The sequence below is a fragment of the Nocardia concava NBRC 100430 genome (assembly GCF_000308815.1).
GTDB lineage: Bacteria > Actinomycetota > Actinomycetes > Mycobacteriales > Mycobacteriaceae > Nocardia > Nocardia concava.
The window spans coordinates 1-22,757 of record NZ_BAFX01000099.1 but is presented as its reverse complement, the minus strand read 5'-3'; the positions used below and the strand labels follow the sequence as shown (position 1 = coordinate 22,757).

Here is a 22,757-nt window from a genome sequence, read left to right as displayed (position 1 = left end):
CGTCAGAGCTTCCAGCCCGCCGACTCCGCCAGTTTGCGCAGGCCGATCCACTGTTCGAAATCGGCCACCACGGACGAGTTGCACGACTTCGAGGTAAAGGCGGGGACATCCCATTGCGGGGCATCGAGATTCGGCTTTCCGGTGAAGTCGAGCACTTCGGCGATGTTGCGTGCTGCGGCGTCCCGTGGCGTCAAAGACGGTAGGCCCCAGCGCCATTCGATGGCCTTGAGGACCGACGTGTGGTCGTAGACCTCGTGCGCCACGTGCTTGCGACGCGCCAGCGGCGAGATCACCAGGCATGGCACCCGGAATCCGCGTAATCCCCAGTCCGGGTTGGCATCCGGCGCGGTCTGCGGCGGCACGTGATCGAAAAACCCGCCCCACTCGTCGTAGTTGATGATCAGCAGCGTGCGTGACCATACCGGGCTCTTGGTAACCGCCTGATACACCTGGTTCAGAAACGCCTGCCCCGCACGGATATCCGCGTGCGGGTGGTCGTCGGCAGAGGTGCCGGTGGCCTCGTCGAGGAATTTCGGGTCCACGAACGAGACGGCGGGCAGCGTCCCGGCCGCGCAGTCGGACAGGAAGCTCGAGAAGAATCGGCTGATGGACAGGTACTTCGCACCCCAAGCCGCCAGGAATGGGACATCGTGGAAGTAGTAGCGGGCCTGAATGCCCGCCGCCGCCAGACTGTCCCAAATCGTCGGCAGCGTAGAGATTTTCGTCGAGTTGTGAATGCGGTCCGTCTGTGCGGCGTGCATATAGCACCGGTTCGGGTAGGTCTCGGCCATGATCGCCGAGAAGTAGTTGTCGCACACGGTCCAGGCCGGGGCTGCCTTGCCGTAGAAGTCCAGATCGCTCTTCTGGTAGTAGCCGATCGCGAATTCGTCATTGGTGCCCGCGCGCAGCCAGCCGTCGCACTTGCCGTCGTTGAACGCGGTGCGGCCGCCGTCGAAGGAGTGGTCCGGGTCGTTGTACTGGCAGCCCTGGGTGGTGGTGTCCAGATGGAAGGTCTTGCGCTTCTTGCCGTTTCGATCGGTGAAGCTCAGCCCCGACTGCTTGCCGTTCGCGCCCGGCAGCCAGCCGAGATAGTGATCGAACGAGCGGTTCTCCATCATCACCACGACGATGTGGTCGATCCCGGAGTCCGCGGGCGCGGGTAGTGCGGAAGCGGTGGCTTGCGGTTCGGAGGCGGGTTGCTGGTCTTGGCAGCCGACCGCCGCGCCCAGTGCGAGGGCTCCGGCCCCGGCCAGGACACTGCGGCGGCTCGCGGTGCGGCGAAGAAAAACGGTCACACCGAAAGCATCGCGGAAACAGGGTTACTCTGATCAGAGTAGAGGAGTACTCTGGTCAGAGTATTAGGAGGCGATCGTGGTCGCGAAGCGGACGTTCCGGCGGGTCAACCCGTTGGCGCTGGCCGTGCTGGTGGTGCTCTGGGAGCGGCCCATGCATCCGTACCAGATCTCGCAGACGCTCAAGCAGCGCGGCAAAGAGGGCAGCGTCCGGATCAACTACGGCGCGCTGTACCCGGTGGTGGAGTCCTTGCTGAATCAAGGCTTCATCGAGATAGTCGGGGCCGAGCAGGACGGGAATCGGCCCGCGCGCACGGTGTATCGGATCACCGATTCCGGAATCACCGAGGCGCGGGAGTGGTTGCGCGCCTGGCTTTCCGAACCCGAGAAGGAGTATCCGCGGTTCATGGCCGCGCTGTCCTTCCTGCCCGCGGTCGCGCCGGACGAGGCCGTGGGGTTGCTGCGACACCGGGTCGCCATGCTGGACAAGCGGATCGGCGAGATCAACGAGGAGGTCGAACCCGTGCTGTCGTGGCTGCCGGAGGTATTGCTCGTCGAGAGTAATTACGAGATCCGCATGCTCGAGGCCGAGCGCGACTTCACCGCCGAGCTCGCCGAGCGCATCGAATCCGGGGTGCTGGGCGGTCTCGACGGCTGGTGGCGGATGAACGAACTGGTCACCAAGTATCCCGGCGGGGTGCCGCCGGATGTCAGCGACAAATTCTTCGAGGAATGGGGGGTGCCGACACCACCCGAGTGAGCAATCAGCTCGAGAACAACAGTGGCCCGAGTGCGCCAACACCCGAGCCACCGCCGAATCCGAACGACCGACGGCTCACCGCCGGATGCTCGAACCGCAAACCCAGCATATCGATCGGTGGCCTGGTCGTTCGTCTCACCTGACAACAGGAGACGAAACATGTCCATCACACCCATGCCCTCGGCCGCGGTCGAGGTGCACGACCTGGTCAAGACCTATCCCGGCGGCCGTCGCAAGCCCGATGTCCGCGCGCTCGACGGCCTGAGTTTCAGCATTGCCGCGGGCACCGTCTACGGGATGCTCGGCCCCAATGGCGCCGGCAAATCCACCACCACCAAGATCTGCACCACCCTGTCGCAGGCCGACTCCGGCAGCGCGCGGGTGGCCGGATTCGATGTCACCGCCGGCGCGGCCGCCATCCGGCATCGCATCGGCTATGTCTCGCAGGGATCCGGGGCCGATCCGCGGCAGACGCCGTTCGAGAACCTGGTGATGGCCGCGCGGCTGCACGGCCTGACCCGCCACGATGCCGTGGCGCGGGCCGACGGCCTGCTCGACCAGTTCCAGCTCGGGGATGCGCGAAATCGCAAGGTGTCCAAGCTCTCCGGCGGCATGCGCCGCAAGCTGGATGTCGCCGTCGGCCTGGTGCACACGCCGTCGGTGCTGTTCCTCGACGAGCCCACCACCGGCCTGGATCCGCAGGCGCGCGCCGAGATGTGGTCGGAGATCCGGCGGCTGTCCACCGAGGCGGCGCTGACCGTGGTGCTCACCACCCACTATCTGGAGGAGGCCGACGAGCTGTGTGACCGGCTGGTCATCATCGACCACGGTCGCGCGGTCATCGAAGGCACACCGGCACAACTGAAGTCGACGCTGGACGGGGACACCCTCACCGTCGAACTCATCGAGCCGGATGTGGCGGCCGTGCGCGCGCTCGGCGAATCCATTCCGTCGCTGCGGGACATCGTCGTCGAACAGGACGGCCCCAACGGGAAACTCATCGCCCGCACCGATGACCCGTCCGGCATCGTGGGCCGCGTCATCTCCGAATTCGACGCCGCCGCCATCGGTTTCGGTGCGGTCTCCATCTCCCACCCGTCCCTCGACGATGTGTACCTGCACTACGCGGGCCGCTCGTATCGTGCCGACAACCACCGCGACCACAAGGAGGCGGCGGCATGACCACCCTGACCTACGACGTGCCCGCCGTGCGCGAAACCCCAACGGCCGGTTGGCTGGTGGCCGCCGGGCAGATCTACCGCCGCTGGATGGTCAACACCCTGCGCGAATCCTGGGGCGTGTTCGCTGCCCTGCTGCAGCCCATCGTCTGGATCCTGCTGTTCGGCCAGGTGTTCAAATCCGTGGGCGACATTCCGGGATTCGGCGCGGCCAACTACATCACCTTCCTGACGCCCGGCGTCCTGATGATGACCGTCCTCTACTCCGGTGTCTGGGCGGGTACCGGCTATATCGAGGACATCGACAACGGCGTCATGAATCAGCTGCTCACCGCGCCGGTTTCGCGCAGCGCGGTGGTCGCGGGCCAGCTCGCCGTCCAGCTCACCATCGGATTGGTGCAATCCGCGCTGGTGCTGCTCATCGGATTCGCCGGCGGCGCACGCTTTCCCGGCGGCGTGGTCGGCATCCTGCTCGCGCTGGCGGCGGCCACGCTGCTGGCGGCCACCCTCTGTGCGGGCTCGGTGGCGATCGCGTTGATCACCCGCAGCCAGATCGCCCTGATCGGCCTGTCCCAGCTCATCATCCTGCCCCTGACCTTCCTGTCCTCGGGCATGATGGCCCCGGCCCTGATGCCCGGCTGGGTGCAGGGGATTTCGAAGTTCAATCCGGTGACCTGGGCGGTCGACATCGGCCGCACCGGCCTGGCGGGCACGGCGGACGCGGGCTCCGTCGCCGCGCACCTCGCCTACCTGGTGGGGCTGGCAGCGCTCGCCTTCGTCTGGGCGCTGTCGGCCTTCCGCACTTACCAGCGGACGCAGTAGGCGATCGCAAAAGTCCGGTCCGCGAGGCGATTTCGTCACGCGGACCGGACATTCGCGTGTGCTACGCGGCGCTGCACACGGGAACCCTTGACCTGGAGCGCACTCCAAGGCATACGGTCGATGGCATGGACGAACGCAGCGTATTGACCGACCGCGTCGCTCTGATCACCGGCGGGTCTCGCGGCATCGGCCGGGGGATCACCCTGGCCCTGGCCGACGCCGGGGCGGCGGTCGCGGTGAACTATCGCTCTCGATCCGACGAGGCCGACTCGACGGTCGCCGAGATCGAAAAGGCCGGAGGCCGGGCCATCGCGATCCGGGCGGATGTCGCTGTTCGGGCGGAGGTGGAGGCGATGGCCGAGCGCGTCGTCGCCGAACTCGGCCCGATCGACGTGCTGGTGAACAATGCCGGCATCGCGACCATTCGCAGCGTCGACGACATCACCGAGGAAGACTTCGATCAGACCCTGGCGATCAACCTGAAGTCCGCCTTCCTCTGCACCCAGGCGGTCGTGCCGGGGATGCGCAAACGCGGCTGGGGGCGAATCGTGAACATCTCCTCGGTGGCGGCCCGCGGCGGCGGCGCGGTCGGCGTCCACTACAACGCCTCCAAGGCGGGCCTGGAGGGCCTGACCCGCGGCTACGCCGCCCGTCTTGCCTCCGACGGCATCACCGTCAACGCCGTCGCCCCGGGCCTGATCGACACGGAAATGGCTGCGCCCCTGAAGGAATCAGGCGTCGCCGACCGCCTCCCGGTAGGCCGCATCGGAACTCCCGACGAAATCGGCCAAGCGGTTCTCATGGTGATCGGCAACGCCTTCCTCACCGGCCAGACAGTCGCCGTCAACGGCGGCGGCAGCTTCCTCTGACCGGTCGGTCGTCAGACCCGGGCGAGGAATTCTCGGATGAGACCGGCGATCTCCGTGCCGTGCGTCTCCAAGGCGAAGTGGCCCGCGTTCAGCAGGTGCAGTTCGGCGTCGGGCAGGTCCCGCAGGTAGGCGCGGGCGCCGTCGGCGCCGAAGATCTCGTCGTGCTCGCCCCACGCGATCAGCACCGGCGGGCGGTGTTCGGCGAAGTACTTCTGGAAGGCGGGGTAGCCGTCCAGGTTGAACTGGTAGTCCCAGAACAGCTGCAGTTGGATCTCCTTGTTGCCCGGGCGATCCAGGTACGCCTGATCCAGCGTCCAGGTGTCGGGGCTGACCAGGGACTGGCGGTCCTCCGGAACGCCGTGCAGGTACTGCCATTTCGTGGCGTCGAGCTCGAGCAGCTTGCGCACCTCGGCCTCGTTCGCGGCGCGGTCCTTGGCGTGGGCGAAGAGGATGTCCCAGAACGGGGTGAAGCCTTCGAGATACGCGTTGCCGCTCTGCGAGATGATCGCGGTGACCCGCTCGGGATTGCGGGAGGCGATGCGCAGGCCGATGGGAGCGCCGTAATCCTGGATGTAGAGCGCGAATTTGTCGAGGCCGATGGTGTCGAGCAGTTCCTGGGTGATCTCGGTGAGTTTCTCGAAGCTGTAGACGAATTCGCCGACCTGCGGCATGGCGGACTGGCCGAAGCCGATGTGGTCGGGGGCGATCAGGTGGTAGCTGTCGCCGAGGTCGCGCAGCAGGTTGCGGAACATGGCGGAGCTGCTTGGAAAGCCGTGCAGCAGTACGATTGTCGGGTTCGCCGGGTCTCCGGCCTCGCGGTAGAAGACGTCCAGGTCCTGGATCTTGATGGTGTGGTGGCGCACTGCGGTCGTCATAGGCACTGCGGTGGTCATCGTTCTCTCCTTGGTGATGGGAACTGCTCGGTGATGAGGGGAACTGCTAGTGGGCAGGGACGAGTTGGGGCCGGGACGCGCGAGCCGGAGCCACGAGCGCCACGCAGGCGAGGGTGAACAGCAGGCCGAGCGCGAAATAGCCTCGGTAACTGTCGGTTTGGGCATGGATCAGGCTGGCGACACCCAACCCGGCGGCGGCCGCAAGCTGGTGCGTGATCCACGCCGGAGCCAGCGTGCGGCCCATGCGCGCCGGATCCAGGCCGCGCGACATGACGGCCATGGTCAGCGGCACGATCGGGAACGAAGCGGCTCCGAAGAGGATCGCGACCGCGATCAGCACGCCGGGTCCGGGGACGAAGACCGCCAGGACCAGGGCGGCAATGCGCACGAGATACAGTGCGCGCAGCAGGATTTCGGGTCGATAGGTGCGCAGCAGTCGGACCATCGCGGCCGAGGTCAGCCCCGCCGAGAGCGCCGCGAGGGCGACCAGGCGGCCCGCATCGGTGATGCTCCAGCCCAGTTCGGTGGCGTGCTTGGGCAGCATGAGGATCACCACGTAGAGCGTGGCCGCGTGTAATCCGAAGGCCACCAGCAGCTTTCCTCGACCGCGCAGGGATTCCCCGCCGCCCGCGGGTCGGCCTGCCTTGGCGCTGGCGGGCAGCCGCCAGGCCAGATAGGCGGTCACGGCTAGCCCGATCGCGCCCAGCACCGCGTAGGTGGCGCGCACCCCGATCGGCTCGAACATGGCGGTGGCCGCCCACGGGGTGACCAACTGCCCCAGGTTGATACCGAGTGCGGCGCGGGCCAGCGAAGGTCCGGCCTGATCGCCGCGCGCCCTGCCGATCAGCGTGGTGACCGTGAGCGTGGACGACGAGGCGAACCCCAATCCGCCGAGCACCATGTAGGCCGCGACGAATTCCCAGGTGCGGGTGACCATCGACAACACCAGATAGCTGCCGGAGATGAGCGTGAGCCCGCCGATCAGCACCGCCTTGGCCCCGACGCTGTCGAGCAGTCGCCCGATCGGGTGCTGGGCCAGTCCGGTGACGGTGGTGCCGAGCGCCGCGGCCACCGCCATCGCGGTGGCGCTGAGGCCGTATGCGGCGGCGGTCGGGGCGAAGAAGACGCCCATGGTGAAATTCAGGCCGAAGGACACGGTCATGGCCGCGAGCCCCGCCCACGCGATCCGTTCAGGACGCATGACGTTGTCTCCCAAGTGAATACGAGTGTGAAGAGGGTGTGTGAAAGTCAGTGCGGCAGCTGCGCGGCCGCGTCCAGCCGGGCGCGCAGTTCGGCGTTCTCGCGCTCCAGTTCGGCCATCCGCTCGCGCATCGGCCGGACGGCCTCCAGCACCTGGTCGCGCGGATACAGTTCCGGGATGTGCTGGCTGCAGTTCCAGTCGAAGGCCTCGATCTCGATCAGCAGCGCCCGCTCGGCCTCGGCGTTGTATTCCGGAATCGACAGCGAGGCAACGAGTTCCGGATCATCCTCGGCCTCGACAACCCGGGCCCGCCCGAGGATCTTCAACCGGGTCTTGTTGGCGTAATCCATCAGGAACAGCGCCACCCGATCGTCGTGGTCGAGATTGCCGCGGCTGATGTACTGCTTGTTCCCACGAAAATCGGCGAATCCGATGGTGCGCGAATCGATCACCCGCAGGAACCCGCGCGGCCCGCCCCGATGCTGGATGTACGGCCACCCCGTCTCGCCGACCGTGGACATGTAGAAGCTGTCCCGCTCACCGATGAACCAGGCTTCGTTCTCGCCCAGCCGATCCGGCACATCCGGCACCGCCGCCATCCGCTCATAACCGCGTCGGCTGCCATGGGCGATCTGGTGCGCACGCACACCCTCGGTGAACGTCACCTGCCCGTAGTGCCCTGTCATGCCGGAACTCCCTTCTCGCCCAGTGGATCTCCGGCCCGACCTGACGGCTTCTAACCGGTGATATTGATTTGAACGGTTAGAGAGCTCCGATTGATTCCCGCCCGGCGAAACTTTTTTCACCCGATTCGACGCGCGCCTGCTCCGGACATGAAAAAGCCCGGTTCACGTGGTGTTTTCACCTCGTGAACCGGGCTCGCCCGGAGTCGACTCAGTTGTCGAAGAGCTTCAGATACTTGGTCTGGCCGAACATTTCGGCGGCGTCGCGGGCCGACGGGCTGCCCGCGTTGGGGTCCGCGCCCGCGGCCAGCAGCGCCTGGACGATCTCGTCGGAGCCCTTGAAAACCGCGCCGGAGAGCGGGGTCTGGCCCTTGTCGTTGCCGAAGTTGGGGTCGGCCTTGCGTTCCAGCAGAACGTTCACGGCCTCGGGATGCGAGTAGTAGGCGGCGAGCATGAGCAGGGTGTCGCCATTGTCGTTGGTGAGGTTCACCGGCACCCCGGCGTCGAGGTAGGCGCCCAGGGTGGCGGCGTCGCCGGAGCGGGCGAGGTCGAAGATCTTGCTCGCCAGCTCGAGCACTTCCGGGTCCAGATCGTTGGGTTCCACCAGGCCACTCTATCGAGCCGGTAAGGGCGTGGCCGGGCGAACTTTCGTATATGAGAGCCCCTCGTCATCCCGGCGTGCTTTTGGCCGGGATCTCGCCTTCCTGGGTGGATTCCGGCCAAAAGCACGCCGGAATGACGCAGGGGGACCTCTCAGGAGGTGATGATCAGCAGTTCGGTGGGGGAGGCGATCTCGGTGCGCAGGCCCGCCTTCTCGGCGATCTTGGCCAGCCCGTCGATGGTCGAGGGCTCGGTGCGCGAGAGCACCAGCGCACGCGCCAGCAGGCCCTTGTGGTGTTTGTTGAAGTGGCTCACCACGGTTCGCTTGCCGTCGGGACGCTCGGTCAGCACGGTCGCGGTGATCGCGCCCGGCACGCGGCCCAGCGCCTGGTAGGTGCCCGAGCGCAGATCGACCAGCAGCTGACCGGCGGCCTCCGCCTTCAAAGCCTCGGGCAGCACCGGCTTCCACAGCGACTGCAGCGTCGGCAGGCCCGGCAGCTTGGAGCCGCCCGACAGCCGGTAGGCCGGAATCGGATCGCCCGCGCGGACGACGCCGAACAGCGCCGAGCCGATGCCCAGCCGGGCCTCGGCCTTGGCCCGCTGCGCCTTGGTGAACCCGGGCGCGTCGAGCGCGTCGTAGAGCACACCGGTGTACCGGTCCAGCGCGGGCCGCGTCGCCGAGGTGCGCAGCGCGGCATTGCGCGCTATCTCCGCGTCAGCCCCCTTGCCCAGTCCCAGCGCGGTCCGCGAGGCGTCCGCATCGGCGGCCAATCCGACCACCTGCGTGACGAGTTTGTCGCGCACCGCCGTGAGCTGCGGCATCGCGAGGGAATCCAGGTCCAGGGGACCGCCCGAACCGCCGTCGGACTTGGTTTCTGAGGGAGGCAGCAGCACCAGCACGAGCCAACACGGTAATGCCTTCGCGGCATCGCATGAGCAGCGGCTACTGTGTTGAGCCGTGATCACCCGCCTCTCCCACCTGTTCCTGCGTACCCTGCGCGACGATCCCGCCGACGCCGAGGTGCCCAGCCACAAGCTGCTGGTGCGTGCCGGATACGTGCGTCGCATCGCGCCCGGCGTCTACTCGTGGCTGCCGCTCGGCCTGCGCGCGCTGCGCAAGGTCGAGGACGTCGTCCGCTCGGAGATGAACGCCATCGGGGCGCAGGAGATCTCGCTGCCGGCGCTGCTGCCGCGCGAACCCTACGAGACCACCAACCGCTGGACCGAATACGGCGACGGCCTGTTCCGGCTCAAGGACCGCAAGGGCCAGGACTACCTGCTCGGCCCCACCCACGAGGAGCTGTTCGCGCTCACCGTTAAGGGTGAGTACAACTCCTACAAGGACCTGCCCGTCACGCTGTACCAGATCCAGACCAAGTACCGCGACGAAGGCCGTCCCCGTGCGGGCATCCTGCGCGGGCGCGAGTTCATCATGAAGGACTCGTACTCCTTCGACCTCGACGAGGACGGGCTCAAGAAGAGCTACAACGCCCACCGCGAGGCGTACCAGAAGATCTTCGACAAGCTCGGCGTGAAGTACGTGATCGTGGCCGCCACCTCCGGCGCCATGGGCGGTTCGGCGTCCGAGGAGTTCCTGGCCGACAGCCCCGTCGGCGAGGACACCTACGTCATCTGCCGCGAATCCGGCTACGCCGCCAATGTCGAAGCCGTCGTCACCGCCGCGCCGCCGGAGATCCCCATCGAGGGCCAGGCCGAGGCCGTGGTCCACGACACCCCCAAGACCGCCACCATCGCCGCTCTCGTGGAGTGGGCCAACGGCGCGGGCATCGACAAGGTGCTGGGCCGCGAGGTCACCGCGGCCGACACCCTCAAGAACGTCATGGTCAAGCTGGTCTACCCCGACGGCAAGACCGAACTGCTCGGCGTCGGCATCCCCGGCGACCGCGAGGTCGACGAGAAGCGCCTCGAAGCATCGCTCGAGCCTGCCGCGGTGGAGCTGCTCGACGAGGCCGACTTCAAGGCCAACCCCTTCCTGAAGAAGGGCTACATCGGCCCGAAGGCGTTGCTCGACAACGGTGTTCGCTACCTCGTCGACCCGCGCGTGGTGTCCGGCACCGCCTGGATCACCGGCGCCGACGAATACAACAAGCACTACGTCGGCCTGGTCGCGGGCCGCGACTTCACCCCCGACGGCACCATCGAGGCCGCCGAGGTCCGCGACGGCGACCCCTCGCCCGACGGCCGCGGCGTCCTGGAGGCCGCCCGCGGCATCGAGATCGGCCACATCTTCCAGCTCGGCCAGAAGTACACCGACGCCTTCGAGGTCGACGTGCTGGGCGAGAACGGCAAGCCGGTCCGCCTCACCATGGGCTCCTACGGCATCGGCGTCTCGCGCATGGTCGCCGTCCTCGCCGAGCAGATGCACGACGAGAAGGGCCTCCGCTGGCCCCGCGAGGTCGCCCCCTTCGACGTCCACGTCGTCATCGCCAACAAGGACGAAGGCGCGCGCTCCGGCGCCGAACAGGTAGCCGCCGAACTCGACTCCCTCGGCTTCGAGGTCCTCCTCGACGACCGCACCGCCTCCCCGGGCGTCAAGTTCAAGGACGCCGAACTCCTCGGCATGCCCTACATCGTCGTAGTAGGCCGAGGCTGGGCCGAAGGCAAAATCGAACTCCGCGACCGCTTCGCCGGCACCGCCGAAGAACTCCCCGCCGACACAGCCGTAGCCTCGGTAGCCGCCAAGATCCGCGGCTGACCCCCCTCCCGCGAAACCCCGAGTGGCGCATCACCTCCAGGTGATGCGCCACTCCGCTTTACCAGCGGTAAATGGTCGAGGCGATGGTGCCGGCAAGGTGCTAACAAGATCAGGGAGCTCTCAAGGCGGGGAATCGGACATATTTCCGTGCTGAGAGCTCCCTGATCTTGAATGGCCTCAGGCATTGTGGCGGGCGGTGTATTCGAGGGTGGCGAAGACGAGGACTACCAGAGCGCCGATCTCCAGGAAGGCCCGGCCGAAGGTGGTCAGCGGCAGCACATCTACGGCGGCGAGGGCCGTCATCGCTACTCCGGACACGGCGTTGACCGCTGCCACGCCCATCGCGAACGGGGTGGGAATGGTGGGGCGGGCGGCGATCCAGCTCAGTGCCGCCGCGCCGCCGAGCATGCCCAGGCCGAAGCACATCGACACCGCGGTGGGCAGACCGAGGGGATCCCGCAGCAGGGGAGCAGTGGCCAGCAGGCCGATGCCGAAAATGCCTGTGCTCCAAGAATCTACGCGCAGGAGGGTGCGCAGACGGAGGAGGGAACGTCGGGCAGTCAGCGTGGTCATTCGAAACTCCTTGGTGCCGAGGGCTCGCCGGTGTCGGCCGCCGAGTTCGACTGTGCCGGGGTGAGGTCGCGGTCTCAATAACCTCGGAGGTCATGGCCGCGTCTACCCGGCCGTCGATATGCTGCGGCGATGACCTCGACCATGCCCGGGGCGGGCGCGCTGCTGCGGGAGTGGCGGCAGCGGCGGCGACTCAGCCAGCTGGACCTGGCGCTGGCCGCGGACACCTCCGCCCGCCACCTGTCCTACGTCGAGACCGGCCGCTCCAGCCCGAGCCGAGCCATGGTCCTGCGCCTGTGCGAGACGCTGGAAGTCCCACTGCGCGAACGCAATACGATGCTATTGGCCGCCGGCTACGCCCCCGAGTACCGCGAGTCCGGCCTCGACGACCCCGACCTCGCAGCGGTCCGCTCAACCTTGGACGCCATCCTGTCCGCCCATGAACCGTTCCCCGCGGTGGTGGTCGACCGGCATTGGAACGTCGTCCTGGGCAACCAGGCAATGGCTGTGCTCACCACCGGCACCCCCGACCACCTGCGCACCCCCGAGCCCAACGTCTACCGCCTGGTCCTCCATCCGCAAGGCCTCATCCAGCACCTGGTCAACGCCCACCAGATCCGAACCCACTTCCTCGATACCCTGACCCGCCAGGCCGCCGCCACCGCCGACCCCCACCTCACCGCCCTCCTCGAAGAAGTCTCCGCCTATCCCCAACCCCCCGAACCCGACCCGGAACCAATGGAATCCGGCCCCTTCGCCGTCCCCATGCGCATCCGCACCCCCGCCGGCATCCTCTCCCTCTTCAGCACCATGGCCACCTTCGGCGCCCCCTCCGACGTCACCCTCTCCGAACTGGCCATCGAATTGTTCTACCCACTCGACGAATTCACCGCCACGACCCTGCGCGACTTCGCTTCTCGAGTACAGTCGCTGGCATGAGCTCCGGCGCGGCCCGGGAGTGGGCGTTGCAGCAGCTGAAGGGGATCCGTGAGGATCCTGAGGCTCGGGTGCGGGCGGCGGTTGCGTTCTATCCGGAGCGATTGCGGGATTTCGCGCGGGCCGAGGTGCGGTTTCTGCGGTGGGAGATCGAGCGCGGGGTGATGCATCCGCATTCGGGGAGTCCGTGGTGGCGGGCGGTGAACGATCGGCTGTTGCTCGACAAATTCGAGGCCGGGGCGGAGTATGCCGAGATCGGGTCGGGGCCGATGTGGTGGCGCAGGTTTCTGGCGGCGCCGTCGCCGGTGAGTTGGTATCGGGCGCACAATCGCAGCATCATCTCCGGGTTTCTCGATCATGAGGAGGAGGCGCGGGCCGAGCCCGAGGTCGAGCGGTTCATGATGAACGTGACGCTGGCGCGGGTGGTGTTCACGCACGTCCTCGCCGAGCGGCCGGCGTTGGCGCTGGGGCGATTCGGGTGGGCGACACGGTCGGTCGCGGATCCGCGGCGCAGCTCGGTCGGGGTGTTTCTCGATCTGCACAACGTGTTTCCGCAGGGGTATCCGCTGACGCGGATTTCCCTGGAGGAGATCATCGCGGCCGAAGGGAAGGTGGCGCGAATCATCGATTTCGGACTCATCTTGCCGAAACTGCCGGAGCTGTACCAATTCTCGGCCCACACCCTCGAGGAACCACGGCTGCACCAACTCGTCAGTGACGGACTGTTTCGCTACGCCGGAATCGAGATCGACCATTCGCAGCTCCGTCCGGACGCGGCGAGCCGGTTCGTCGGGCGACTCACCGCGCATAGTCCGCGCGGCGCGAATATCGTGAAAAGACGATTTGCGGGAAAGTAACGCGCTCGCTGTGGGCGCGATGTTCCGGGCAACACCTATTCAGGAGGTCGGAATGCTATCTGCGAAGCGGCTTGCTGCAGGCGCTGTCGTCGTCACCGCCACCGCGGGCACCATGCTCGCCGGTACCGGCACAGCCCAGGCCGATGTCCCCGTGTGGGAGGCCAACTGCCACGTGTACAACATCTTCAACACCGGCGGAATGTCCCTGTGCGAACTCCCCACCTGGCATCAGGTGAAACTCACCTGTATCGCCTGGCCAGTGCCCTTCACCTATTGGAAGTACGGCCCCATCCAGTACGGCCAGAACCAATCCTGGGCCAGCTGCGACTCGTGGAACGCCCTGGTCAACGTCGAGGTCATCCAGGCGTACCCCTGATCTCACCAGCTGCCGTTGAAGAACGCGGCCAACGCCGAGGTCGAATGGATCACCGCGGTCGTGTTCGCGATGAGCAACACGACCGCGGCCGATCCCATCAATGCGCTGACAATGCCCGCCGCGCACAGAACACGTCGCACGCGTGCGTTGTCGGATCGTGTGAATTTCCGCCAAGACACCACGCTGAGCCCTATAGCGGTAATCGCCAATATCGCGGCAATGACCGCCACCGCGACGTGATACCGGGCGAAATCATCGACCATGTCGTTCACCGGCGCCGAGGTGCCGCCATTACCGGCCAATTGCTGCCGGATCTGATCGAAGACGGCCGATAGCTGTGGGTCGCCCGCCCCGGACGGCAACATGGGCAGCAGCGACGAGAACGGCGCCACCGCCCCTTGAATATTCGCGATCACCGCCAGCAATGCCGCGAACGCGAACAGCCCGACCAGACTTCCCGCCGCCACTAGCCAAATCCGCTGCGCTGCACCGAGCATCGCCCCACGCACGAATGCTTTCCAGAGCAGTACGGCCAAAACCACGAGCACCACGAGCAACGCACCCGCGATCGCCCCTTTGACCAGGTGGTACCGGAACCAGTAATCGATCACCCTGGTGAGTGCGGGCGGCCGCCCCTGATCCCCGGAATCCCAGTAGGCGACAAACCCATCCCGCAAGGCCCGCCGCAGCTTGCTCTGATCGGCAAACCCATCGGACCCACTATCGGCCAGCGGCCCCGGCACGAGAACGAAGGCGAAGCCGAGTGCCACGGCGACCGCGGTCAATCCGGCGAGGGCACGACCGGGAACGACGCCCGCCGATCGCGTCGAGACAGCAGAGCCGGTCAACGAGCCCCCTTCAACTCGGATCCAACACCCCCTCCCATTCTGTCCGCGATCCGCCTCACCCGCCAAGCCCATTCATCGCTGTCGGGTAACTCACATCGCGAAAATCGACCAATAAGTACGTAATTCGACCCCCGCGCCCCCGCCCCCTTGCCGATTGTGCCAGCGCAACTGACCAACCGTGCCTAACTTGATCTCCCACACGGTGATTCCGCCGGTATGCGCCAGAATTGCTGAGTCCGGCGCAATCTCGCTGCCCGGACCTCCCGAACTCCTGGAAGGTGAAACGTGCCCAAACGCTTGATCACAACGGCGGCAATCGCGCTGACCCTCGTCGCAGCCCCCGCCTGCGCCGACCACCGCAACACCCCCCTCGCCCCACCCACCCCGGCGACCTCGGTCCCGGTCCTCGGCGGCGGCCAGGTCCCCGAAGTGATCGAAGTGCCCACCGCCACCTCAATCCCCACCACAACCAAATCCAGGTGACCCGATCACCTCGTCGGCTGTGCCCACCGCAACCTCGGCGTCGAGCACGTCGTCCACATAGAAGTGGCCGACCGTGCGCAAGCCTTCGGTAACAACCACCACCGTCCCGGCCTGGATCCGGAATCTGCCGGTGTTCTCGACTATCAGCCAGCCAGCGGTGGCGGGGGAGTTCCATGCCTTCCGGTCTTCTACCCGTAGGACGAAGGACGCAAGGCCCGTGTGGACGGTGTACGGCGGCACGAATGCCGTTGAGGCGTAGTCCTGATCGACCGGTGTGTTGGGCGGCCCCGAGCGGCGGCCGCCCTGTTCGGGTGTGAGCCAGATGATCCGGCCGCGAACCGGAAGACGCCCTCGGAAATACACGCCGCCATCCTGCCCAACCCCGGCAGTGCGGTGAGAATGCGCTGGTGGAGGCAAAGTGCGAGAAATGGGGTGCGTCAGTGCATTCTCGGTGCGCATGATGGGGTTATGGGATTGGTTGTGCGGCTGTGGAAGTGGGTTGGGGGACTGATGCGGGATCGGCCGACAGGGTTGAGTAGCTACAGTTCTGTCTCGCAGCGGCGGCCTGATGGCACCACGGGGCCGATTATTGCGCCGCAGCAGCGGCGCTGAGCGCGGAGGCGAACGTCTCTGCGCCGCAGCCCGACTCATGGGTCAGGGGTTTGGCTCCCCATCAGGGGCGGGGGATTCGGTGAGGCGGGCGTGTAGGCGGTCGCGGATCTGGTCGGGGGTGTAGGCGCGGCGTTTGCGCTCGGAGCGGATTATGACCACGCCGGTTGCGGCGACGCCTGCGGCGCCTGCCAAGCCGAGGACTTTCCACCATCGCATGGGCCTAGGCTAGTCGGCGTGGCACGTGAAGTGATCTCGAGGCTCGAGCTGGACGAAGCGGTGGAGCTCACGCGGACCGGTGATCTGTGGTTGTTTCGCGGGCATTCCGGTGCGGATCGGGCGATTCGGGGGCTGACGAACAGCCCGGTCAATCACGTCGGCATGGCGATCGTCATCGATGATCTGCCCGCCCTCATCTGGCACGCCGAACTCGGGCGCGCACTGCCGGATGTCTGGTCCGGCAACCACCATCGCGGCGCGCAACTGCACGACCTGCGCTCGGCGACAATGCGCTGGGCGAATGTCTATGGCCAGCAGGCGTGGATCCGACAGCTGAATCGGCCGGTCACCCGCGAGATGGAGGATTCCGCACTGCGTATGGTGGCCCGCCTGGACGGCATGCCCTTCCCCTCCACCAGTGCCCTCGCGGGACGCTGGCTGCGTGGTCGCGTGCCGCTGCCCAAGCGCGGCGCCCCGCGCGAAACCGAAGCGGCCCTGGAAGACGCGTACTGCGCCGAAATCGTCGCCATGACCTATCAGTCGATGCGTCTGCTCCCGCAGAAGCGCCCGAACCGCTACGACCCCGGCAGCTTCTGGAGCGGCGACAACCTCACCCTCTCCGGGGACTACCACCTGGGCGGCGAAATAGCCGTCACGATCCCGACCGGGTAGCGGGTGCGATGCCGTATCGCCCCCGGGGCGGGTGACAGGCTGTGCCGGAGTTTGCTGTCGCGCTGTGGGACCGGCGCGAGTGTACGAGAATCGGTGAGTCCGGCGCTGATTCGCTGTCCGGACGGTCCTGTTTCGAGCGATTCACGCGGAAGGTGAGATGTGCTCAAGCGCCCGATCACCCTGGTGACCCTTGCCACGGCCGCCCTCGCGTCGGCGGCCTGCGGCGCCCAGCACAGCCCCCTGCCCCCACCGGCCACCACGACGTCGGTCCCGATGCTGGGCGGTGGCCGCCTGCCGAGCGTGATCGACCTGCCGACCGCCACCTCGGCGGCGGCGACGGTGACAACCACCAAAGCGCCGACCACCACCGCACCCCCGACCACCACGGAAGCGCCCACGACAACGGCGACGCCGATGGCGTCGGTGACCAGGGCCGGATGATCGACCCGGCTGCGGTCGGCCCGGGTATCGCGCGGCCCGGGTATCGCGCCGACCGCCGGGCGTGGCGTCAGTTGTAGGACTTGGCGACTCCGTCGAGCAGGTGCTCGAGGGTGTCGTAGTCGGGCGGGGTCACCTGGTTCACGAGGTTCACATCCACCGGGATCCGGTGGGCTACGGTGACTTTCGTGAAGAGGTTCACATCGGTCGGGCGGAAGCCGTGGTCGGCGGCCAGACGCTGCAGGTCCGGATCGGTGGTGAGCAGCTTGCCGAGCTGATCGCCCTTGTCGTTCAAGGGGATCACGGTGTGCTGGGACATGACCGTCGGAGTCGGATACATCAGGACCATGTCCGGCTTGAGCTGGCCGTGGGCCGCGGCGTCGACGTACTGGGCCTCGTAGATCCAGGCCATCGGGATGGTGCCCATGCCATTGGCGAGATAGTCCTTGAACGGCCCGTCACTGCTGGACTCGGTGAAGCCCTGACGGGTGAACAGCCGCGAAACCCGGGACACCGCATAGTCTTCCGCCTTCGCGCCGCGCACGACGGTGTTGTCATTGGCGACATAGGCGGTCACCGCCAGGTACATGGCCGCCGAATTGGAGGTGCGCGGGTCGGTGGTCGAGACCAGCACGTTCTTCGGCACCGCATAGGTGAAATTGCCGTCCAGCTGATTCCACTGCACGCCCTTCTCGGCCAGCGCGAGATATTTGTCGACGTCGAAAGTCGTTGTCGCGCCGGGCGTCACGATCCCGGCCTGGGTCAGTAGATCGGCGATCGGCTGGAACGTCGCGATGGCCATGGGCGAGGAGAACGGCACGTACTTCCCGCTCACCCCGCGCTGCCGCTGAATCCGCTCCGCCGCAGCCGAACTCGACGGAAACGCGAAATCGTACTTCCCCAGATCCACCGACGTGGCGATCTGCCGCGACCCGGCTGGTTCGGCAACCACCTTGAGCCCGTGCTTGGCCAGCGCGACGACCACCTTCGGATCATCGAAGAACGCCGACTTCTCCGACCCCACCACCCCGTGCACCATGGTCAGCGCGGGCGCGGCCGTCGTGGTCGCCGACGGCGAATCCGACTGCTGCACAGCCAAAACCGCCCCCGCCGCCAACACAACCGCCACCCCCGCCGCGACCGCCCCCAATGCCCGCTTGTTCTCCACCAGCCGCGCCGGCACGAACCGCCCCGCCACCGCCGCGAACACACTCGTGTTGTCCGCCTGACCATCGGGCGAGCCCGAACCGGCTCCCGCGGCCGACTTGCTCAATTCCACCGCGCCGTTCTTCCCCCGCGTGGGATCCAACTCCCGCCGCGCAATCCGCTCGACGAGAATCGGTACGAACTCCCGCACCGAATGCCCCTCGAACCGCTTGCGCACCGCCCCCACCACGGCCTCCACCCGCTCCGCCGGATGCGCCTCGCCATAGTCCTCGACCAGGCGATCGGTCACGTCCCGCAGCGCCTTCTCTTCCCGCGCAGCCTTTTCACCCCTCGCAGCATCCACCGCCACAGCATCTCCTCGCCCTCGCACCGAATTCCGTTGCACGGCAAGAAAATGCGAAAAGCCGCGCCGCCGAGGACCCTATGCCCGCCGAGTGCCCAACCACGGACGCGCACGCGAACGGCAAGTGCGCCCTTGGCGAATTCCCGGTGACCGGCCGGAGGCGCGGGTCAGGGTTGGCCGGGAAACGCGACCGTCGCCGGGTTCACGCCCAGGATCGACTGCCAGGTGGCGAGCCGGACCGCGCATTCGGTGAGCGCCTCGATGCCGGTGCGCCGCAACTCGGCGGCATCGGCGCGTTCGACCACCGAGCGCCAGGCGGCGGCGGTGTCGGATTCGACAGTCACGGCGAGCTTGGCGGCCGGGATCGGGTCGTTGACGACGATGGGGGAGGTGTAGGCCGCGGCCGGTTCGGGAACCGTTGCGCCGGAAGCCTTCAGGGCGTCGATCGTGGCGTCCCGGCGGGCACGGTGGGACGCGGTGTACTCGGCGACGAGCTTGTCACGGTCGTGGTTGGCGTAGGCCGCGATCACGCCGTAGGCGTAGACAGCCGCGTATTCGGCGCTCAGGGCATCGATGAGCGCCTGCTGGTCGGTGGTGGTCATCCGAGGAGAACTCCCGCGTGGGTGGCGCAGCACGCGCTGATGGAAGAGAGGAGGGCGGCGCGGTAGCCGGAGAGCTGGGCGCACAGGTCGGCGGCCGAGCGCTGGGATTGCTGGAGCTGGGTGCGCAGCGCCGAGACCGCGGGCGGCGGGACCGGGGCGATGGGAGTGACCGGCGGCGTGCGGCGGCTGGGCGTGGTGCCATCGCCGTAAACGCCTACGGCGCGGTCGATCTCGGTGCGCAACGCATCCGCGTGAGCCGTGCGCTGGGTCGCGATGACCTGCAGCGCGCCCGCCTTATCGGGGCTGGTCGCGATGGCGGCGGTCGCCGCGGCGGCATCGGTGCGGGCCGCGGTCTCCTGGGCGATAAGCGGATCGGGTGCCGCCGGGGCGTCGTCCTTCGAGCACGCGGCCAGCGCCCCGACCGCGGCCACCGCCAGCGCGCCGCCACCCGCCAGCCGCAGCGCGCCGCGGCGGTTCACCGCGGGTACGGAAATGGGGCTGGGGGAGGACCCGGTTCGATCCCTCGGGACCGTGAGACCGACGACACCGGCGCGACGGCCGCTCTGACTGCTGGGCACGGCATACATGGTGCCAGCCGTCGCCGACCGCTTGCTGCGCCAGGGGCGTCGGATAGGCTGTGATCTGGAACGACGGGTAACCGTCACGGGCGCGTCGCGGCTGACACGCCGTTGGCAGCACAGCGCCGACCATGCCGAACTCGAGCCAGTCGGCTGGTCCTTTACACTCTTTCCGCGCGTTACGCTAGACCTTCGGCGCGGCATTTCGCCGAAACCGACAACTCAACCCGTGACAACTGAACCAGGAGCCGCCCCACATGCCGATGCCGACCGAGGAAAGGGTGAGCCAGCTAGTTGCTGAGCTCGTCGAACGCCGAGGATTCGACCTCGAAGGCGTCGCGCTTTCGGCTGCCGGTACAGCACACACGAAGCTCGTCGTGACCGTCGACAGCGACGGCTCCCCGGACCTCGACGCGGTCGCGGAACTCAGCTCGGAGATCTCGCAGACCCTCGACGACGCCGGCGACTTCGGCGAGACCCCGTATCTGCTCGAGATCACCACGCCCGGCATCGACCGGCCCCTCACCGCCCTACGCCACTGGCAACGCGCCCAGGGCCGCAAGGTGAAGATCGTCCTACGCCCCGGCGCCGAATCACCGGAGGAGAAGGGCAAGACCACGTTCGAGGCCCGGGTGGGTGTCGCCACCGACACCGATGTCGCCCTGGTCCTCGGCGGCAAGCGGAAGCCACACCGGGTGACGGTGCCGCTGGCCGACATCCAGTCCGCGGTGGTCCAGGTGGAATTCAATCCACCCGGCGCCGCGGAGCTGGAACTGGCAGGTGGAGTCGCACCGGGCCGCCCCACGCCCGGCGCGCGGGAGGAAACCACTGAGTTCGACACGAACACCGAAGACGAAGCAACTGAATCCGATTCACTGACCGAAGGGATCGTGGAATGAACATCGAAATCGAAGCCCTGCGCGCGATTGTCGCCGACAAGGGGATCTCGATGGAGACCGTGATCTCCGCGATCGAGTCCGCTCTCCTCACCGCCTACCGGCACACCGAGGGCCACCAGCCCAACGCCCGCATCGACATCAACCAGAAGACCGGCGTCGTGCGCGTGATGGCGCGCGAGCTGGACGCCGACGGCAACGTCATCTCCGAATGGGACGACACACCAGAGGGTTTCGGCCGCATCGCCGCCACCACCGCCCGCCAGGTCGTGCTGCAGCGCCTGCGGGACGCCGAGAACGAGAAGTCCTTCGGCGAATTCTCCACCCACGAGGGCGATATCGTCGGCGGTGTCGTGCAGCGCGACGCCCGGATGAACGCCCGCGGCACCATCGTGGTCCGCATCGGCTCGGAGGCCAATGGCGCCGAGGGCGTCATCCCACCCGCCGAGCAGGTGCCGGGCGAGACCTACGAGCACGGCGACCGCATCAAGTGCTACGTGGTCGGCGTCTCCCGCGGCCCGCGCGGCCCGCAGATCACCCTCTCGCGCACCCACCCGAACCTGGTGCGCCGCCTGTTCGCGCTGGAGGTCCCCGAGATCGCCGACGGCTCGGTCGAGATCGTGGCCGTGGCCCGCGAGGCCGGGCATCGCTCCAAGATCGCGGTCCGCTCCACCGTCCCGGGCGTCAACGCCAAGGGTGCGTGCATCGGCCCGATGGGCCAGCGCGTGCGCAACGTGATGAGCGAACTGGCCGGCGAGAAGATCGACATCATCGACTACGCCGAGGATCCCGCGAGCTTCGTCGGGAATGCGCTGTCCCCGTCGAAAGTTGTATCCGTCACCATCGTCGACCCCGAGGCTCGTGCCGCGCGGGTGGTGGTTCCCGACTTCCAGCTCTCCCTGGCCATCGGCAAGGAGGGCCAGAACGCCCGTCTGGCCGCCCGGCTCACCGGCTGGCGCATCGACATCCGCTCCGACGCGGCGCCCGATAACCAGGGCGGAGTGCGTCCGGCGGCGAACGCGGGCGGGGGAGAGGCCCACCGGGGTTGATCTTGCCGGATCCATCCGGCCCGGTCCGCCCCGAGATTTGTGAAACAGACCCCCGGGATGACAGGTTGGTAACTTCCAAGGGGTACGGATGCGGAGATCGGGACGTGACAGCGGTAGAGTGGACGCAGGCTCAGCGCGAGTCGACGGCTTCTCCGCGTGCCGAGCGGGTGTCAGCAAGATCAGCACCCGTCCGGACCTGCATCGGATGTCGCCGACGCGAGCTGGCTGCCGATCTGATGCGGGTCGTGGCGCAACCTTCTGCCGAGAGTGGGCAAACGGTTGTGGTCGTTCCGGATCCGCGGCGCAGACTTCCGGGAAGGGGTGCGTGGTTGCACCCCTCTTCGGCTTGTTTGAGTCAAGCAGTTCGGCGCCGAGCAATCGGCAGAGCACTACGAGTGTCCGGAAATCTGGATATCTCAGCCCTGGAGCATTACGTAGAGAACAGGCACGAGCACTCATGAGCACACCGTGAAGTCCCAGAAATGATCGGCCTTCGAAATTAGTCGAGGTCGTGCGCGCGTCCCGTCGTGAAACGGGCTGCCGCGCTCGACCTCTGAGTGAGGAGAGCAGTGGCAGGCAAGGCCCGCGTGCACGAGTTGGCTAAAGAACTCGGTGTCACGAGCAAAGAACTACTCGCGCGGCTCAAGGAGCAGGGCGAGTTCGTGAAGTCGGCGAGCTCGACGGTGGAAGCACCCGTCGCGCGTCGCCTGCGGGAGTCGCTCGCACCCAAGAGCGCCCCGTCCAATGGGACCGCCAAGTCGGCGACCCCCAAGCCCAGCGGTGACAGCACCCCGCGTCCGGCCGCCAAGCCGGCCACCCCCGGTGCCGGCCCGCGTCCGGGTCCGCGTCCCACCCCGGCTCCGGCGCCCGCGCCGAAGCCCGCGACCCCGGCCCCCGCGGCCGAGCAGGTGGCTCCGGCCGCCCGCGCCGAGTCGCCCAGCCCCGCGTCGGCGGCCCGCCCGGGTCCCGCGCCCAACGCCCGCCGTGCGCGAGAATGCCGCTCCCGCAGCGTCTTCCGCCCCGGCAACCCCCGCCGCAGCAGCCGCGGACCGACTGCGCCGCGTCCGGCCGCACCGGCCCCGCGTCCGGCCGCTCCGCAG

At 67.5% G+C, this 22,757-nt stretch carries 27 protein-coding genes; 14 read left to right on the top strand and 13 right to left on the bottom strand.

All coding sequences use genetic code 11. The annotated features are described in order from the left end of the window. Positions 1-2 precede the first annotated feature (2 nt). Entirely contained in the window at positions 3-1,295 is a 1,293-nt protein-coding gene (locus ON43_RS23125; protein WP_051178998.1) for an alkaline phosphatase family protein, read from the bottom strand. Between the two features lie 76 nt (positions 1,296-1,371). On the opposite strand from ON43_RS23125, the gene ON43_RS23120 reads away from it, so the two are divergent. From ON43_RS23120 to ON43_RS23105, 4 genes are all read left to right on the top strand, one after another. Next, on the top strand, positions 1,372-2,052 hold the full coding sequence (locus tag ON43_RS23120) for a PadR family transcriptional regulator (protein WP_040810775.1): 681 nt from the start codon (positions 1,372-1,374) through the stop codon (positions 2,050-2,052). Between the two features lie 159 nt (positions 2,053-2,211). Continuing rightward, the gene (locus ON43_RS23115) at positions 2,212-3,234 is read left to right on the top strand and encodes an ABC transporter ATP-binding protein (protein ID WP_040810773.1); all 1,023 of its coding nucleotides are present in this window, start codon (positions 2,212-2,214) and stop codon (positions 3,232-3,234) included. After that, positions 3,231-4,052, top strand: a complete 822-nt coding sequence (locus ON43_RS23110; protein WP_040810772.1) for an ABC transporter permease — start codon at positions 3,231-3,233, stop codon at positions 4,050-4,052. The genes ON43_RS23115 and ON43_RS23110 overlap by 4 nt, the downstream gene beginning before the upstream one ends. A gap of 125 nt (positions 4,053-4,177) precedes the next feature. Beyond that, positions 4,178-4,921: an SDR family NAD(P)-dependent oxidoreductase gene (locus ON43_RS23105; protein WP_040810771.1), complete on the top strand. Its 744-nt coding sequence runs from the start codon at positions 4,178-4,180 to the stop codon at positions 4,919-4,921. An 11-nt stretch (positions 4,922-4,932) separates the two neighbouring features. Here the strand turns inward: ON43_RS23105 and ON43_RS23100 are convergent, their stop codons facing one another. From ON43_RS23100 to yaaA, 5 genes are all read right to left on the bottom strand, one after another. Beyond that, entirely contained in the window at positions 4,933-5,814 is an 882-nt protein-coding gene (locus tag ON43_RS23100) for an alpha/beta fold hydrolase (protein ID WP_373283475.1), read from the bottom strand. 46 nt (positions 5,815-5,860) lie between these two features. Next, a complete protein-coding gene (locus ON43_RS23095) occupies positions 5,861-7,015 on the bottom strand; it encodes an MFS transporter (protein ID WP_083913640.1) in 1,155 nt (384 codons plus the stop codon). Between the two features lie 47 nt (positions 7,016-7,062). Beyond that, positions 7,063-7,701 carry a pyridoxamine 5'-phosphate oxidase family protein gene (locus ON43_RS23090; RefSeq protein ID WP_040810767.1) on the bottom strand — a complete coding sequence of 213 codons (639 nt, stop codon included), beginning with the start codon at positions 7,699-7,701 and terminating at the stop codon, positions 7,063-7,065. 208 nt (positions 7,702-7,909) lie between these two features. After that, the gene (locus ON43_RS23085; protein ID WP_218003338.1) at positions 7,910-8,302 is read right to left on the bottom strand and encodes an ankyrin repeat domain-containing protein; all 393 of its coding nucleotides are present in this window, start codon (positions 8,300-8,302) and stop codon (positions 7,910-7,912) included. Between the two features lie 149 nt (positions 8,303-8,451). Then, entirely contained in the window at positions 8,452-9,198 is a 747-nt protein-coding gene (gene yaaA / locus ON43_RS23080) for a peroxide stress protein YaaA (RefSeq protein WP_040810766.1), read from the bottom strand. 58 nt (positions 9,199-9,256) lie between these two features. Here yaaA and ON43_RS23075 point away from each other — a divergent pair, with 58 nt between their 5' ends. Next, a complete protein-coding gene (locus ON43_RS23075; RefSeq protein WP_040810764.1) occupies positions 9,257-11,014 on the top strand; it encodes a proline--tRNA ligase in 1,758 nt (585 codons plus the stop codon). Between the two features lie 177 nt (positions 11,015-11,191). Here ON43_RS23075 and ON43_RS23070 read toward each other — a convergent pair whose 3' ends face one another. Next, positions 11,192-11,587: a hypothetical protein gene (locus ON43_RS23070; protein ID WP_040810762.1), complete on the bottom strand. Its 396-nt coding sequence runs from the start codon at positions 11,585-11,587 to the stop codon at positions 11,192-11,194. Positions 11,588-11,716: 129 nt separating this feature from the next. On the opposite strand from ON43_RS23070, the gene ON43_RS23065 reads away from it, so the two are divergent. Genes ON43_RS23065 through ON43_RS23055 form a run of 3 tightly spaced genes read left to right on the top strand, consistent with a single transcriptional unit; the run spans position 11,717 to position 13,753 of the window. Next, complete coding sequence (locus tag ON43_RS23065; RefSeq protein WP_040810760.1) at positions 11,717-12,523, top strand: helix-turn-helix domain-containing protein; 807 nt, start codon at positions 11,717-11,719, stop codon at positions 12,521-12,523. Continuing rightward, positions 12,520-13,377 (top strand): hypothetical protein, encoded by an 858-nt coding sequence (locus ON43_RS23060; protein WP_051178997.1) that lies wholly within the window; start codon positions 12,520-12,522, stop codon positions 13,375-13,377. Before ON43_RS23065 ends, ON43_RS23060 begins: the two co-directional genes overlap by 4 nt. Before the next feature lie 52 nt (positions 13,378-13,429). After that, complete coding sequence (locus ON43_RS23055) at positions 13,430-13,753, top strand: hypothetical protein (protein ID WP_040810758.1); 324 nt, start codon at positions 13,430-13,432, stop codon at positions 13,751-13,753. Positions 13,754-13,755: 2 nt separating this feature from the next. Here ON43_RS23055 and ON43_RS23050 read toward each other — a convergent pair whose 3' ends face one another. The 3 genes from ON43_RS23050 to ON43_RS45610 form a co-directional block, all read right to left on the bottom strand. Beyond that, entirely contained in the window at positions 13,756-14,538 is a 783-nt protein-coding gene (locus tag ON43_RS23050) for a hypothetical protein (protein WP_040810756.1), read from the bottom strand. Between the two features lie 516 nt (positions 14,539-15,054). Then, a complete protein-coding gene (locus ON43_RS44960; RefSeq protein ID WP_157514148.1) occupies positions 15,055-15,543 on the bottom strand; it encodes a hypothetical protein in 489 nt (162 codons plus the stop codon). A 195-nt stretch (positions 15,544-15,738) separates the two neighbouring features. After that, positions 15,739-15,912 (bottom strand): hypothetical protein, encoded by a 174-nt coding sequence (locus ON43_RS45610; protein ID WP_167333453.1) that lies wholly within the window; start codon positions 15,910-15,912, stop codon positions 15,739-15,741. 18 nt (positions 15,913-15,930) lie between these two features. On the opposite strand from ON43_RS45610, the gene ON43_RS23040 reads away from it, so the two are divergent. Both ON43_RS23040 and ON43_RS23035 read left to right on the top strand, forming a co-directional pair. Further along, positions 15,931-16,584 carry a hypothetical protein gene (locus ON43_RS23040; RefSeq protein WP_245568711.1) on the top strand — a complete coding sequence of 218 codons (654 nt, stop codon included), beginning with the start codon at positions 15,931-15,933 and terminating at the stop codon, positions 16,582-16,584. A gap of 159 nt (positions 16,585-16,743) precedes the next feature. Continuing rightward, the gene (locus ON43_RS23035) at positions 16,744-17,025 is read left to right on the top strand and encodes a hypothetical protein (protein ID WP_040810751.1); all 282 of its coding nucleotides are present in this window, start codon (positions 16,744-16,746) and stop codon (positions 17,023-17,025) included. Positions 17,026-17,092: 67 nt separating this feature from the next. Here the strand turns inward: ON43_RS23035 and ON43_RS23030 are convergent, their stop codons facing one another. The 3 genes from ON43_RS23030 to ON43_RS23020 form a co-directional block, all read right to left on the bottom strand. Then, positions 17,093-18,532, bottom strand: coding sequence for a three-helix bundle dimerization domain-containing protein (locus tag ON43_RS23030; RefSeq protein WP_245568710.1), 1,440 nt, complete (start codon positions 18,530-18,532; stop codon positions 17,093-17,095). Between the two features lie 167 nt (positions 18,533-18,699). Beyond that, positions 18,700-19,134, bottom strand: coding sequence for a ferritin-like domain-containing protein (locus tag ON43_RS23025; RefSeq protein WP_040810749.1), 435 nt, complete (start codon positions 19,132-19,134; stop codon positions 18,700-18,702). Next, a complete protein-coding gene (locus ON43_RS23020) occupies positions 19,131-19,613 on the bottom strand; it encodes a hypothetical protein (protein ID WP_051178996.1) in 483 nt (160 codons plus the stop codon). Before ON43_RS23020 ends, ON43_RS23025 begins: the two co-directional genes overlap by 4 nt. Positions 19,614-19,969: 356 nt before the next feature. Here ON43_RS23020 and rimP point away from each other — a divergent pair, with 356 nt between their 5' ends. The 4 genes from rimP to ON43_RS23005 form a co-directional block, all read left to right on the top strand. Continuing rightward, positions 19,970-20,611, top strand: a complete 642-nt coding sequence (gene rimP / locus ON43_RS23015; RefSeq protein WP_040810747.1) for a ribosome maturation factor RimP — start codon at positions 19,970-19,972, stop codon at positions 20,609-20,611. Beyond that, a complete protein-coding gene (nusA, locus tag ON43_RS23010; protein ID WP_040810746.1) occupies positions 20,608-21,657 on the top strand; it encodes a transcription termination factor NusA in 1,050 nt (349 codons plus the stop codon). Before rimP ends, nusA begins: the two co-directional genes overlap by 4 nt. A gap of 167 nt (positions 21,658-21,824) precedes the next feature. Next, a complete protein-coding gene (locus ON43_RS43870) occupies positions 21,825-22,118 on the top strand; it encodes a YlxR family protein (protein ID WP_245568713.1) in 294 nt (97 codons plus the stop codon). A 108-nt stretch (positions 22,119-22,226) separates the two neighbouring features. Then, positions 22,227-22,757 (top strand): translation initiation factor IF-2 N-terminal domain-containing protein (locus tag ON43_RS23005; protein ID WP_040810744.1); only part of this gene is annotated, 531 nt, incomplete at its 3' end.